Consider the following 13,370-nt stretch of genomic DNA (forward strand, 5'->3'; position numbering starts at 1 on the left):
ACTTGATCCAACTTCAATAGTGGGAAACGGTCGATGTGTTTGGCGATCATGGCTTGGGCGGTTTGCTGAAAGAAGGTGCTCATGGAAAATCTCCTAAATGTCTTGGTGGGAATTTAGGGGATTTGGGGGGATTTTGCAAAGGTCTCAGGCCGTCTGAAAATTTCAGACGGTCTTTTTGCTTTCGAATTCTGTAAGTAATTGTACAATTGAGAGAAATAGAAACTAGAAGACTAAATTATTACTTTATAAATTTAACATAATATAAATTATGCGAATTTGTACTAGTATGATGCAAAAGTCTTTTCTACAAATTATGGCCACAACCAAGCCCATGTGCTTCGGCCTTCGCCTTGCAGTAAAACTAAAGTTCGGCAAGTGGAGGCTGTGTTCATGCATTCAAAGCCGATTCCGTAGGCTGATAAGGCTGCAGCAATTTTGGGATGCAGGAATTTTTGTTTTTCTCCTGTACCGATAATAATGACTTCTGGACGGTTTTCTGCTGTTTCAATTGCTGATATAAAAATTTGTTCGTTTAATTCTTCGATGGTTGTTTGAGGAATGATGCTCACTTTGCCATCTTGCCAGCAAATGGGTTTTGAGTATGTTTGTTCACCGATTTGCAATATGCCTTGTGAGGATGAAAAAAATGATGCGGTTTCATCGATATGGTTTTCTGTGATTTTCATGGCAATTCCTGTTTTTATGGTAGAACGATTTTTCAGACGGCCTTGGGAAACTTGCAAAAAAAGGTGCAAAATCAAGCAATATCAGGTAGGATTCAACGTTTAACCTTGTGCATTGATGCTTTGCTCTGAATTTACGATTGCAAGCGATTATAACAAGCCTTGGTTTTTCGTGATTATTTTAAAGTATCGGCTCAAAAGGAGACACAATGAAGCCAGTAAATATCGGTCTTTTAGGTTTGGGTACAGTCGGTGGCGGTACGGCCACTGTATTGCAGGACAACGCTGCGGAAATCAGCCGCCGCTTGGGACGTGAAGTCCGTATTTCTGCTGTTTGTGATTTGAGCGAAGAAAAAGCCAAACAAATTTGCCCGAATGCTGCTTTTATCAAAGATCCGTTTGAGCTGGTTCAACAGCAAGATGTTGATGTTGTTGTGGAATTGTTTGGCGGTACCGGTATTGCTAAAGATGCGGTATTGAAAGCGATTGAAAACGGCAAACACATTGTTACTGCCAATAAAAAACTGTTGGCTGAATACGGCAATGAAATTTTCCCTTTGGCGGAAGAAAAAAATGTCATGGTACAGTTTGAAGCTGCTGTTGCCGGCGGTATCCCTATTATCAAGGCTTTGCGTGAAGGTTTGGCTGCGAATCAAATCCGCAGTATTGCCGGTATTATTAATGGTACCAGCAACTTCATCCTTACTGAGATGCGTGAAAAAGGCAGCGCGTTTGCAGACGTCTTAAAAGAAGCTCAGGCTTTGGGCTATGCAGAAGCTGACCCTACTTTTGATATCGAAGGTCATGATGCCGGCCATAAAATTACGATTATGAGCGCATTGGCATTCGGTACGCCGATGAACTTTTCTGCCTGCTATTTGGAAGGCATCAGCAAACTTGACAGCCGCGATATCAAATACGCTGAAGAACTTGGCTATCGTATCAAGTTGTTGGGTATTACCCGTAAAACCGACAAAGGCATCGAGTTGCGCGTACACCCTACTCTGATTCCTGAAAGCCGTCTGCTGGCTAACGTTAACGGCGTGATGAATGCTGTCCGCGTCAATGCCGATATGGTTGGTGAAACCTTGTATTATGGTGCAGGCGCCGGTGCATTGCCAACGGCTTCTGCCGTGGTTGCCGATATCATTGATATTGCCCGCCTGATTGAAGCTGAGACTGACCATCGTGTCCCTCACTTGGCATTCCAACCTTCGCAAGTTCAAGCGCAAAATATTCTGCCTATGGATGAAATCACCAGCAGCTACTATTTGCGTGTTCAAGCAACTGATGAACCGGGCACTTTGGGTCAAATTGCCGCACTCTTGGCCAAAGAAAATGTCTCTATCGAGGCTTTGATTCAAAAAGGCGTGATTAATCAGAGTACTGCTGAAATCGTGATTCTGACTCACACCACAGTGGAACACAATGTCAAACGCGCTATCGCAGCGATTGAAGCTCTGAGCTGCGTGGATGCTCCGATCACCATGATCCGCATGGAAAGCCTGCATGACTGAGCAACAAACGGAAAGGCCATCTGAAGAGCAACTGGCAGCCAGAAAAAAAGCCAAGGCAAAAATCCGCACCATCCGCATTTGGGCATGGATTATTTTATCGTTGCTGGCGCTGACCGCCCTGCTCTCACAATGCGCGATGAACAAGCCGCAGATGAAGCAAAATGTGGTGGAATCTTGCGTGAAAAACATTCCTTTTGCTGAAAAATGGCAAGCTGATTTGAAGGCAAAAGGTTTGGATGCGCAAAACGAGAAATTGGCTCAAGACTATTGTGTCTGCATGTGGGATCAGCCTTTGAGCAAACTCTCTGACGAGCAAATCCGAAACTTCGGCAAAATCAGTCCTGAGGAGCAACTCAAGCTCTTGGGTGGCGCAGAAGCTTTTGAGGCACGCGATAAGCAATGCGTAGCTGATTTAAAGGCTGATTAAACCAATACCGATTTAAATCAAAGCCTACAAGGCCGTCTGAATAACAGACGGCCTTTCTTATATTAAATAAATAGAAATAAGAATTGATTTCATTATATTTAAAGTTTAAGATAGCTTGGTTAATTGCTTTTCTATGGTTGTTACCATGCGCTACCACTTTCCTATTGCCGTTGATATTTATGATTTTTTGTATACCGGCCGATTTGACTATCTGGAAATCGGACAATCGGCAGAGTCTATTTTGCAGATGTTTCCTGCGCCTGATTGCGTCCCTAAAGGCTTGTTGGTACAAAAAGGCTGGAATATTTGGCTTTATGGCGATATCGAACTGCATTTCTCCGACAATCGGCTGACACAGATTCGTGCTGATTTTCAGCCTAATGCTGCATTAAGCGGCGGCCGTTGGGTAAAGTTAAATCCGTGGTTTTTTGCAAATGGCTGCCTCGATGTTTATGCCGTCATTCAGCGCTTGGTGCAACGCAATATTGACTTTATTAAAACGGAAACGCATACCAATTTAATTTTGCAGTTGCAAAGCGGGGTTGAATTGATTTTTGAAAAATGTCAGGGTATGAAACTTGCCTCGTTCCGCAAACAAAAAGCCTCCCTGCCTCATTGGGCGCGTGAAACGGCTTCTTAAATAAAACAATGCCGTCTGAAAACATTATTTCAGACGGCATTATTAGTTACAAACCATTCAATAATTGTCGGATTTTCGTCATCGCCATAGAAGTCTGTTCATCACAGCCCTCAGTCCCTACTCCGCTATCAAAGCAATCAATGCTGCTGACACTGCAAAAGTGGGCATAAGCCATTTTCAACTCCCTGGCCAAAACGGCTTCTGGCATACCGGTCATCCCGAGTACATCTACGCCATCGCGGCGATAACGGGCGATTTCTGCGCGGGTTGGACGGCGTGGGCCTTGCAGGCAGCCATAAACGGCGGAGTCATAAATTGGCACATTGTGCGCTTTCGTGATATTTAATAACTTCTGTCGCAATTCATCGCAATAAGGGTTGAAAAAATCGGTATGGACGACAGGGCATTCTTGGCCTTCAAAAAAAGTATCTTTACGGCCATAGGTATAGTCAATCAAATCGTCCGGCAACACCAGACTGCCGTTTTCAAAATCAGGGTTGATACCGACGACTGAAGAAATGGCAATAATGTTTTCAACGCCTAAAGAGTGCAACACCCAGATATTGGCGCGATAGTTGATTTCATGCGGCGCGATGGTATGGCTGAAGCCGTGTCGGGCGAGGAAAACAATATCCAAGCGCCCCAACCTGCCGAACAAAATAGGGCTGCTGGTTAAGCCGTATGGAGTGCGTACGATTTTTCGCTCAGTAATTTCGAGTTCCGGCAGTTTGGTCAAACCGCTGCCGCCGATAATGGCTAACATATAAACTTCCTTTGTTATCAATGGCCGTCTGAAACTTGGATTTCAGACGGCCTTAATATTATCGATTTATTTATGTTTGTAGAAATGGCTGCCGAAATAGGCAGATGCACCTTCACGCAATATAACCAGCGTCACGGCGGCAAGCGGCAAGCCGGCAAGCATACCGACAAAACCCATCAGCTGTCCGAAAGCCATCAACGAGAAAATCACCCAGAACGGAGACAAACCAATGCGGTCGCCAACGATTTTAGGCGTAATGAAAAAGCTTTCCAAGAATTGTCCGACACCGAATACGGCCCAGACCATCAATAAGCCCTGCCATGAGCCATATTGCAAAAGCGCGGCAACTGTCGCCAGCAAAAGGCCGGTAAATGCACCCAAATACGGAATAAATACCAAAATACCGGCAATCATACCGATGGCAAAGCCGGAATCCAAACCGACCAGCATCAAGCCCAATCCATAAACCAAGCCCATAATCATCATCACCATCAGCTGTCCGCGCAGAAATTCGCCCAAGATTTCGTCCATATTGCTGCTGATTCGCGTGTAGGTCTCGATAAAACGGCGTGGAACCAATTTGCTGATTCCGGAAGACCAACGTTTCCAGTCCAACAAAAAGTAATACAACAGCAAAGGCAGCAACACCAAATTGCTGACGCCGCTGATTACGTTGCCGCTCTGGCGCATCAAGGTAGGAATCCATGCTTTGAGCGTATTGCTCAACTCATCCGTATGCGACTGCAACCATGCGATGATTGATTCTTGATCAATTTGAATATAATCCCCGCTGACGCTGTTGAGCCACGGCAGCAGTTTGTTTTGAACAAAGCCCACGATTTGCGGCAGGCGTTCGGCCAGATTGTTAAACTGGTTCAACAACATAGGCACGATAATCAGCACCAACGACAGCAATATCAGCAAAGCCAGTGCCATAATAATCATAGAGGCCGGCGCGCGGCGGATACGCTTCAATTGAAGCCACTCGACCAAGGGATTCAAAACATAGGCCAAAACGGCGGCCACAATAAACGGCGTCAAAACATCGCCCAAGGCATATAAAAGCCAAATAAAGGCTGCGATGACGCAAGCCATAATAATCCACGGTTTAGCGCCGCGCGTTTTCTTTTGATACATAAAAAGGTGTTCCCCAGTTGATGCTTAAGGTTTTCAAAATAAATAAGCAGTATAACAGATTCACAAAGGCCCTCTGAAAGTGAGACGGCTATTAAGATAAAATAAAAATTGTTGACAATAATGCCAAAAAATTCAGCCTGAATCCTCCAATTTAAGATAAAATACGCTCCGACAATCTACCCATACCCGAATAAGGAAATCCAATGAGCACTTCTTTGAGCTATCGTGACGCAGGCGTGGATATCGACGCAGGCGATCAACTGGTCGAAAACATCAAACCCTTTGCCAAGCGTACTATGCGCCCTGAAGTGTTGGGTGATTTGGGCGGTTTCGGCGCTTTGGTCGAAATCGGCAAAAAATACAAAAATCCGGTATTGGTTTCCGGTACGGACGGTGTCGGCACCAAGCTGAAACTGGCATTCGACTGGGACAAACACGATACTGTCGGCATCGATTTGGTTGCCATGAGCGTCAATGACATTTTGGTTCAAGGTGCAGAACCTTTGTTCTTCTTGGACTATTTCGCTTGCGGCAAACTGGATGTTGCCCGCGCAACTGATGTGATTAAAGGCATTGCCCAAGGCTGCGAAGAATCCGGTTGCGCTTTGATTGGCGGTGAAACTGCCGAAATGCCGGGCATGTATCCCGAAGGCGAATACGACTTGGCAGGTTTTGCCGTCGGCGTGGTTGAAAAAGAACGCGTGATTAACGGTCGCAGCATTCAGTCCGGGGACGTTGTTTTGGGCTTGGCTTCCAACGGTGCACACTCCAACGGCTACTCTTTGGTACGCAAAATCATCGAGCGCGACAATCCCGATTTGGACGCGGAATTCGACAACGGCAAAACCTTGCGCGAAGCCATCATCGCCCCTACTCGCCTGTATGTGAAACCTATCCTTGCCGCTTTGGAAAAATTTACCATTAAAGGCATGGCCCATATTACCGGCGGCGGCATTACTGAAAACGTACCTCGTGTTTTGCCTGAAAATACCGTCGCACAAATCGATGCCAAAGCGTGGGAATTGCCTAAACTGTTCCAATGGCTGCAAAAAGCAGGCAATGTAGAAACCCAAGAAATGTACCGTACATTCAACTGCGGTATCGGCATGGTCGTTATCATTGCCAAAGAAGATGCCGATGCGGTACAAGCATTCTTGAGTGAACAAGGCGAAACCGTTTACCGCTTGGGCGTAGTTCGTGAGCGCAACGGCGACGAACATCAAACCCAAGTGGCTTGATTGAGATGTAATTAAAAAGTGCGGATGATGAATCCGCACTTTTTGTTTACACTGCCCTAGCCTACTTCTTCCAAAAAGCCTGCCAACTGCGCCGTATCATGGGCAATCATCAGTTCTTCATTGGTTGGCACAACCAAAACAGCCGGAGAAGAACCTGTCGGACTGATAATGCCTGAATTGCCGTAACGTTTTTCCATATTAGCTTTGGTGTCGATGTGCAGACCTAAGAAATCAAGATAAGAAACGGTTTTGGCACGGATGTTGCGCGAGTTTTCGCCGATACCGCCGGTGAACACGAGTGCATCTACGCCGCCGCAAGCCACAGCCATCGAAGCAATATATTTGGCAAGGCGGTAGGTCATGACTTCCAGGGCCAAACGCGCACCTTCGTGACCTTCGTCCGCCGCGATTTCCAAAGAACGGCAGTCGTTGGAGAGTTCGGAAATACCGAGCAATCCTGATTTTTTGTTCAACATTTCATCAACTTGGGCAACATCCAAACCGGCATGTGAAGTCAGATAGCTGTATACGCCCGGATCGATGTCGCCGCAACGGGTACCCATCACCAAGCCTTCAATCGGCGTGAAGCCCATACTGGTGTCAACGGATTTGCCGTTTTTAATGGCGGTAATGGATGCGCCGTTGCCTAAGTGGGCAATAATCATACGGATGTCTTCCAGAGGTTTGCCCAAAATCCGTGCGGCTTCAGGGGCAACGTAACGCATACTGGTACCGTGGAAACCGTAGCGGCGGAAAGCGTATTTTTTACGCAATTCGCGCGGAACGGCATAAGTGTAGGCACGCTCCGGCATGGTTTGGTGGAACGAAGTATCCATCACGCCGACATTGGGCAGACCCGGGAAATGCTCTTGCGCAGCCAAAATGCCGTTGATATTAGCAGGATTGTGCAGCGGAGCGAGCGGAATGCAGGCATTGAGTTCGTCCATTACTGCTTGGTCGATCAAAACAGATTCGCTGTATTTTTCGCCGCCGTGTGCGATGCGGTGGCCGATGGCTTTAATGCGGTCGTGTAGGCCGTGTTTTTCAAGCTCTTTCAACAGCATACCTACTGCACCGGCATGATCGTTACGGCCGGTCAAAGCTGTTTGGCATTTTTTGCCGTCTTTGCTGAACGTAATGACTGCTTCGGGCGTACCCAAACGTTCGCCGAGACAGCTTAAGAGAACTTTACCGTTTTTACGGTCGATAACGGCACCTTTGAGTGAAGAGCTGCCGCAGTTCAGAACAAGAATGAGTTGGTTGGACATGGTGTTTCTCCTTTGAATTTTTGATTGTTTTTTTGACTTCAGGCCGCCTGAAAAGAGCAAGAACATTTGAGAGCTTTTCAGATTGCCTTTGATTTGGTGTTTAGTCAGGCTTCATGCCCAACCCTAATCTCCATTGCAGGTATCGCTACCTGACTAAAATCTGCTTATTTGGTTTTCAGACGGCCTTGTTTAGTGCTGCGGCCGTATGAAAACTTAAAAGCAATCTTCCGGCACTCGGACTTGTCCTTCCATAATCACGCGTGCACTACGGCTCATGACCGCTTTGGTGGCCGTCCATTGTCCGTCCTGACATTCGGCGGCTGCACCGACACGCAGTGTGCCTGACGGATGACCGAAGCGGACTTCTTTACGCGCTCCGCCTCCGGCTGCAAGGTTGACCAGCGTACCAGGCACGGCGGCAGCGGTAGCGATGGCGACTGAAGCGGTGCCCATCATGGCGTGGTGCAATTTGCCCATGCTCAGCGCGCGTACCAATAAGTCGATGTCGGCAGCTTTGACGGTTTTGCCGCTTGAAGCGGTATAATCGGCCGCAGGGGCGACAAAAGCGACTTTCGGAGTATGGGCGCGGGTGGCGGCTTCGGATACGTCGCTGATCAAGCCCATTTTCAGCGCGCCATACGCGCGGATGGTTTCAAATTTTTCCAGCGCCGCGGCATCGTTGTTGATGTCGTCTTGCAACTCTTTGCCTGTGTAGCCCAAATCTGCGGCATTCAGGAAAATGGTTGGAATGCCGGCATTGATAAGCGTGGCTTTCAGACGGCCTATATTCGGCACATCAATTTCATCGACCAAGTTGCCGGTTGGGAACATACTGCCTTCGCCGTCGGCCGGATCAAGAAATTCAATTTGTACTTCGGCTGCCGGAAACGTTACGCCGTCAAGCTCAAAATCGCCTGTTTCCAAAACTGCGCCGTTTTGCATCGGCACATGGGCAATAATGGTTTTGCCGATGTTTTTCTGCCAGATTTTGACGGTACACAGGCCGTCTGAAGGGATTTTGGATTTATCGACCAAGCCTTGCTCGATGGCAAATGCGCCCACGGCGGCGGTCAAATTACCGCAGTTACCGCTCCAATCGACAAAAGGTTTGTCGATGGAAACTTGTCCGAACAAGTAATCGACATCGTGATCGGCGCGTTCGGATTTGTCCAAAATTACGGCTTTGCTGGTGGACGAACTGGCGTTGCCCAAACCGTCAATCTGTTTGCCGTAAGGGTCGGGGCTGCCGAGTACGCGCAAGAGGATTTTGTCGCGTGCCTCGCCTGCTTCCTGCGCAGCAGCCGGCAGATCGGTGCGTTTGAAGAAAATGCCTTTGGATGTACCGCCGCGGTAGTAAACGGCTGGAATTTTAATTTGCGGCATTTCGAGTTCTCCTTTGTATTTCTAGTATGGTTTTTTCAGACGGCCTCTCAAACATTCAAGGCCGTCTGAAAACCTTTTTGAGCGTAGTCCGGGTATTTTGACGATACCCGATTTACCTTACGCTGCATTTCCTTCTAAGAAGTCTTGTGCGAAGCGTTGCAACACGCCACCGGCTTCATATACCAATACTTCTTCTGCGGTATCGAGGCGGCAGGTAACCGGAACTTCGACGGTTTCGCCGTTTTTACGGTGAATCACGAGGGTCAGGTCGCAGCGCGGTGTGCGTTCGCCGACAACGTCGTAGGTTTCCGTACCGTCCAGTTGCAGGGTGTGGCGGTTGGTACCCGGTTTGAACTGCAGCGGCAACACGCCCATACCGATCAAGTTAGTGCGGTGGATACGCTCGAAGCCTTCGGCAACAATCGCTTCCACGCCGGCGAGGCGTACGCCTTTTGCAGCCCAGTCGCGGCTTGAGCCTTGACCGTAGTCCGCACCGGCAATGATGATGAGCGGCTGTTTGCGGTTCATATAGGTTTCGATGGCTTCCCACATGCGCATGGTTTGGCCTTCTGGTTCAACGCGTGCCAGTGAACCTTGGCGTACGCTGCCGTCTTCGTTTCTTACCATTTCGTTAAACAGTTTCGGATTGGCGAAGGTTGCGCGTTGGGCGGTCAAGTGGTCGCCGCGGTGGGTTGCGTAAGAGTTGAAGTCTTCTTCAGGCAAACCCATTTTTGCCAAATATTCGCCTGCGGCACTGCTGGCCAAAATTGCATTGGATGGCGAAAGGTGATCGGTGGTGATGTTGTCGGGCAAAATCGCCAGCGGACGCATACCTCTTAATGTGCGTTCCCCTGCCAGTGCGCCTTCCCAATAAGGTGGGCGGCGGATGTAGGTGGACATTGGACGCCAGTCGTACAGCGGGCTTGGTGCTTTTTGTGCTGTGCCGGTATCGAACATCGGGATATAAACGTCGCGGAATTGTTGCGGTTTCACATATTCGGCAACGATGGCATCGATTTCTTCATCGGTCGGCCAGATATCTTTCAGGCGGATTTCTCGGCCGTCTGCAACGCCGAGTACGTCGTTTTCAATATCAAAACGGATGCTGCCTGCCAGCGCGTAGGCAACGACCAACGGAGGCGAAGCGAGGAAAGCCTGTTTCGCATACGGATGGATACGGCCGTCGAAGTTGCGGTTGCCTGACAATACGGCGGTGGCGTACAAATCGCGGTCGATGATTTCTTTCTGGATTTTCGGATCCAGCGCGCCGCTCATGCCGTTACAGGTGGTACATGCGAAGGCAACGATACCGAAGCCGAGTTTTTCCATTTCAGGCAGCAAGCCTGCTTCTTTCAAATAGATTTCGGCTACTTTTGAACCCGGGGCAAATGAAGATTTCACCCAAGGTTTGCGTTTCAAGCCGAGACGGTTGGCATTGCGTGCCAACAGCGCGGCGGCGACAACGTTGCGCGGATTGGAAGTATTGGTACACGAAGTAATCGCGGCAATAATCACTGCACCGTCAGGCATTTGGCCGTCTGAAGGCTCTTCGTAAGGTTTTGCCAAGCCTTTGCTGGCTAAATCGGCGGTCGCAAAACGGGCATGCGGGTTACTTGGACCTGCCATGTTGCGCGTTACGCTGCTCAAATCAAATTTCAATACGCGCGGATAAACGGCGTTTTTCAAGGCATCTGCCCACAAGCCTGCGGTTTTGGCGTAGGTTTCCACTAATTTCACTTGCGCATCGTCGCGACCGGTCAGTTTCAAATAATCAATGGTTTGCTCATCAATAGCGAACATCGCAGCAGTCGCGCCGAACTCAGGGGTCATATTGGAAATGGTGGCACGGTCGCCGATAGACAGGCTTCTTACGCCCTCACCGAAAAATTCGACAAATGCGCCAACCACGCGCTCTTTACGCAAAAATTCGGTCAGTGCCAACACGATGTCGGTGGCAGTAATGCCCGGCTGGCGTTTGCCTGTCAGCTCAACGCCGACAATATCAGGCAGACGCATCATGGAGGCACGACCCAACATCACGGTTTCGGCTTCCAAACCGCCCACGCCTACGGAAATCACGCCCAGTGAATCGACGTGCGGCGTATGTGAGTCAGTACCGACGCAGGTGTCAGGGAAAGCTACGCCGTTTTTAACTTGGACAACCGGCGACATTTTTTCCAAGTTGATTTGGTGCATAATGCCGTTGCCCGCCGGAATCACATCCACATTTTCAAATGCGGTTTTTGTCCAGTTGATGAAGTGGAAACGGTCTTCGTTACGTCTGTCTTCGATTTCGCGGTTTTTGCGGAAGGCATCAGGATCGTAACCGCCGCATTCAACGGCCAAAGAGTGGTCGACGATGAGCTGGGTTTGCACCACAGGATTCACTTTGGAAGGATCGCCGCCTTTTTCGGCAATCGCATCGCGCAGGCCTGCCAAATCCACCAACGCTGTCTGACCCAGAATATCGTGACACACCACGCGCGCCGGATACCAAGGGAAGTCGATTTCCTGTTTTCCCTCAATCAGCTGGCCCAACCAGCTTTGCAGCGTAGGCAGGTCGACTTTATCTGCGCGGTTGACCAAGTTCTCAGCCAAGATACGGCTTGTATAAGGCAGCTTGTCGTAAGAGCCTGGTTTGATGTCTTCACACGCCTGACGCGCGTCGTAATATTCCAAATCCGTACCGGGCAAAGCTTTGCGGTAGCGTTGGTTGGCAGTCATGTCGGTTCTCCTAAATCTATTATTTTTTTGGTTTTGGGTTTCAGACGGCCTGTTGATTCGGACCTTAAGGCCGTCTGAAACCATAAATTCTGTTTTATTGCTTGTTGTCTGAAATCTATTCGCGGTATGAAAAAAATTGCTGCTCCGCTACCATCATTCCCGTATAGACGGAAATCCAAACTTAAATCTTTCAGCACTCTTTACGGCAGAACATTTCAACTTTTGAATTTCTGCCTGTATGGGAATGACGACAGCAGAGCAGCATGTTTTCCAAACGGCCGGCTCTCTCTCTCGCATACTGCACTAGGCCGTCGAAAAACGAAAACATCATTTATTCATTGTTTTCAAACGACATTTCGAGATGGGGCGGGCAGGCGGCCCACCCTGCTGTTACGCGTATTAGCGGTTTTCAATCTCCACGAATGCCAAATCTTCAGGGCCTGTGTAGTTTGCGCTCGGACGGATGATTTTGCCGTCTTTGCGTTGCTCGAGAACGTGTGCGCTCCAACCGGTTGTACGGGAAATTACGAACAGCGGTGTGAACATAGCGGTCGGTACGCCCAATTTTTGGTAGGAAACGGCGGAGAACCAGTCCAGATTCGGGAACATTTTTTTCTCTTCCCACATCACGCTCTCCAAGCGTTCGGCAATGTCAAAGAGGCGCATATCGCCGGTTTCTTTGCTCAAACCGCGTGCCACTTCTTTAATGACAACGTTGCGAGGGTCGGAAATGGTGTACACCGGATGACCGAAACCGATCACGATTTCTTTGCGGCCGATGCGTTCGCGGATGTCTGCTTCGGCTTCGTCGGCATTGCGGTAGCGTTTTTGAATATCGTAAGCCACCTCGTTCGCACCGCCGTGTTTCGGACCTTTCAACGCGCCGATTGCACCGGTAATGCTGGAGTACATATCAGAACCTGTACCGGCAATCACGCGGGCGGTAAAGGTAGAAGCGTTGAACTCGTGTTCTGCATACAGAATCAGTGAAACGTGCATGGCTTTGATGTGTGATTCGCTTGGGCGTTTGCCGTGCAACAGGTGCAGGAAATGACCGCCGATGGTCTCTTCGTCGCTTTCAACTTCAATGCGTTTACCGTTGTGCGAATATTGATACCAGTACAGCAGGATGCTGCCGAGGCTGGCGATCAGTTTGTCGGCGATATCGCGCGCTTCACTTTCCGGATGGCTTTCACGTTCAGGATGAACGCAGCCCAGCATGGATACGCCGGTACGCATCACGTCCATCGGATGGGTATGTGCAGGCAGGCTTTCCAAAACTTTGATCACACGGATAGGCAGGCCGCGCATGGATTTGAGCTTGGCTTTATAAGCGGCCAGCTCGAATTTGTTGGGCAGATGACCGTGAATCAGCAGGTGGGCGACTTCTTCAAACTCGCATTTTTGTGCCAAATCCAAGATATCGTAACCGCGATAGCTCAAATCGTTGCCGGTACGGCCAACGGTACACAATTCGGTATTACCGGCCGCAACTCCAGAAAGCGCAACGGATTTTTTAGGTTTGAAAGTCGGGGTTTGAGTAGTTTCAGTCATGGTATTTCTCCTTTGTATTTTTATGGGTTTTATTTT

At 48.9% G+C, this 13,370-nt stretch carries 11 protein-coding genes; 4 read left to right on the forward strand and 7 right to left on the reverse strand.

The annotated features are described in order from the left end of the window. Positions 1-311 precede the first annotated feature (311 nt). Positions 312-686: an Mth938-like domain-containing protein gene (locus ACTHSN_RS03470; RefSeq protein ID WP_070461951.1), complete on the reverse strand. Its 375-nt coding sequence runs from the start codon at positions 684-686 to the stop codon at positions 312-314. 206 nt (positions 687-892) lie between these two features. On the opposite strand from ACTHSN_RS03470, the gene ACTHSN_RS03475 reads away from it, so the two are divergent. The 3 genes from ACTHSN_RS03475 (at position 893) to ACTHSN_RS03485 (ending at position 3,267) form a co-directional block, all read left to right on the forward strand. Beyond that, positions 893-2,200, forward strand: coding sequence for a homoserine dehydrogenase (locus ACTHSN_RS03475; protein WP_070461931.1), 1,308 nt, complete (start codon positions 893-895; stop codon positions 2,198-2,200). Beyond that, positions 2,193-2,627: a hypothetical protein gene (locus ACTHSN_RS03480; RefSeq protein ID WP_128580684.1), complete on the forward strand. Its 435-nt coding sequence runs from the start codon at positions 2,193-2,195 to the stop codon at positions 2,625-2,627. The genes ACTHSN_RS03475 and ACTHSN_RS03480 overlap by 8 nt, the downstream gene beginning before the upstream one ends. 145 nt (positions 2,628-2,772) lie before the next feature. Then, entirely contained in the window at positions 2,773-3,267 is a 495-nt protein-coding gene (locus ACTHSN_RS03485; protein WP_283114512.1) for a hypothetical protein, read from the forward strand. Between the two features lie 46 nt (positions 3,268-3,313). On the opposite strand, the gene ACTHSN_RS03490 is transcribed toward ACTHSN_RS03485, so the two are convergent. Both ACTHSN_RS03490 and ACTHSN_RS03495 read right to left on the reverse strand, forming a co-directional pair. Continuing rightward, on the reverse strand, positions 3,314-4,030 hold the full coding sequence (locus tag ACTHSN_RS03490) for an S-methyl-5'-thioinosine phosphorylase (RefSeq protein WP_440365078.1): 717 nt from the start codon (positions 4,028-4,030) through the stop codon (positions 3,314-3,316). A 66-nt stretch (positions 4,031-4,096) separates the two neighbouring features. Beyond that, entirely contained in the window at positions 4,097-5,167 is a 1,071-nt protein-coding gene (locus tag ACTHSN_RS03495) for an AI-2E family transporter (RefSeq protein WP_440365079.1), read from the reverse strand. Positions 5,168-5,370: 203 nt separating this feature from the next. Here ACTHSN_RS03495 and purM point away from each other — a divergent pair, with 203 nt between their 5' ends. Then, on the forward strand, positions 5,371-6,405 hold the full coding sequence (gene purM, locus ACTHSN_RS03500) for a phosphoribosylformylglycinamidine cyclo-ligase (RefSeq protein ID WP_440365080.1): 1,035 nt from the start codon (positions 5,371-5,373) through the stop codon (positions 6,403-6,405). A gap of 56 nt (positions 6,406-6,461) precedes the next feature. On the opposite strand, the gene ACTHSN_RS03505 is transcribed toward purM, so the two are convergent. From ACTHSN_RS03505 to prpC, 4 genes are all read right to left on the reverse strand, one after another. After that, complete coding sequence (locus ACTHSN_RS03505; RefSeq protein ID WP_107857985.1) at positions 6,462-7,673, reverse strand: acetate kinase; 1,212 nt, start codon at positions 7,671-7,673, stop codon at positions 6,462-6,464. A gap of 213 nt (positions 7,674-7,886) precedes the next feature. After that, on the reverse strand, positions 7,887-9,056 hold the full coding sequence (gene prpF / locus ACTHSN_RS03510) for a 2-methylaconitate cis-trans isomerase PrpF (protein ID WP_049330884.1): 1,170 nt from the start codon (positions 9,054-9,056) through the stop codon (positions 7,887-7,889). A gap of 117 nt (positions 9,057-9,173) precedes the next feature. Continuing rightward, the gene (gene acnD, locus ACTHSN_RS03515; RefSeq protein WP_440365081.1) at positions 9,174-11,780 is read right to left on the reverse strand and encodes a Fe/S-dependent 2-methylisocitrate dehydratase AcnD; all 2,607 of its coding nucleotides are present in this window, start codon (positions 11,778-11,780) and stop codon (positions 9,174-9,176) included. A gap of 399 nt (positions 11,781-12,179) precedes the next feature. Then, a complete protein-coding gene (gene prpC / locus ACTHSN_RS03520) occupies positions 12,180-13,334 on the reverse strand; it encodes a bifunctional 2-methylcitrate synthase/citrate synthase (RefSeq protein WP_070711958.1) in 1,155 nt (384 codons plus the stop codon). Positions 13,335-13,370 lie beyond the last annotated feature (36 nt).

The organism is Neisseria sp. P0009.S010 (genome assembly GCF_051958545.1).
GTDB lineage: Bacteria > Pseudomonadota > Gammaproteobacteria > Burkholderiales > Neisseriaceae > Neisseria > Neisseria subflava_A.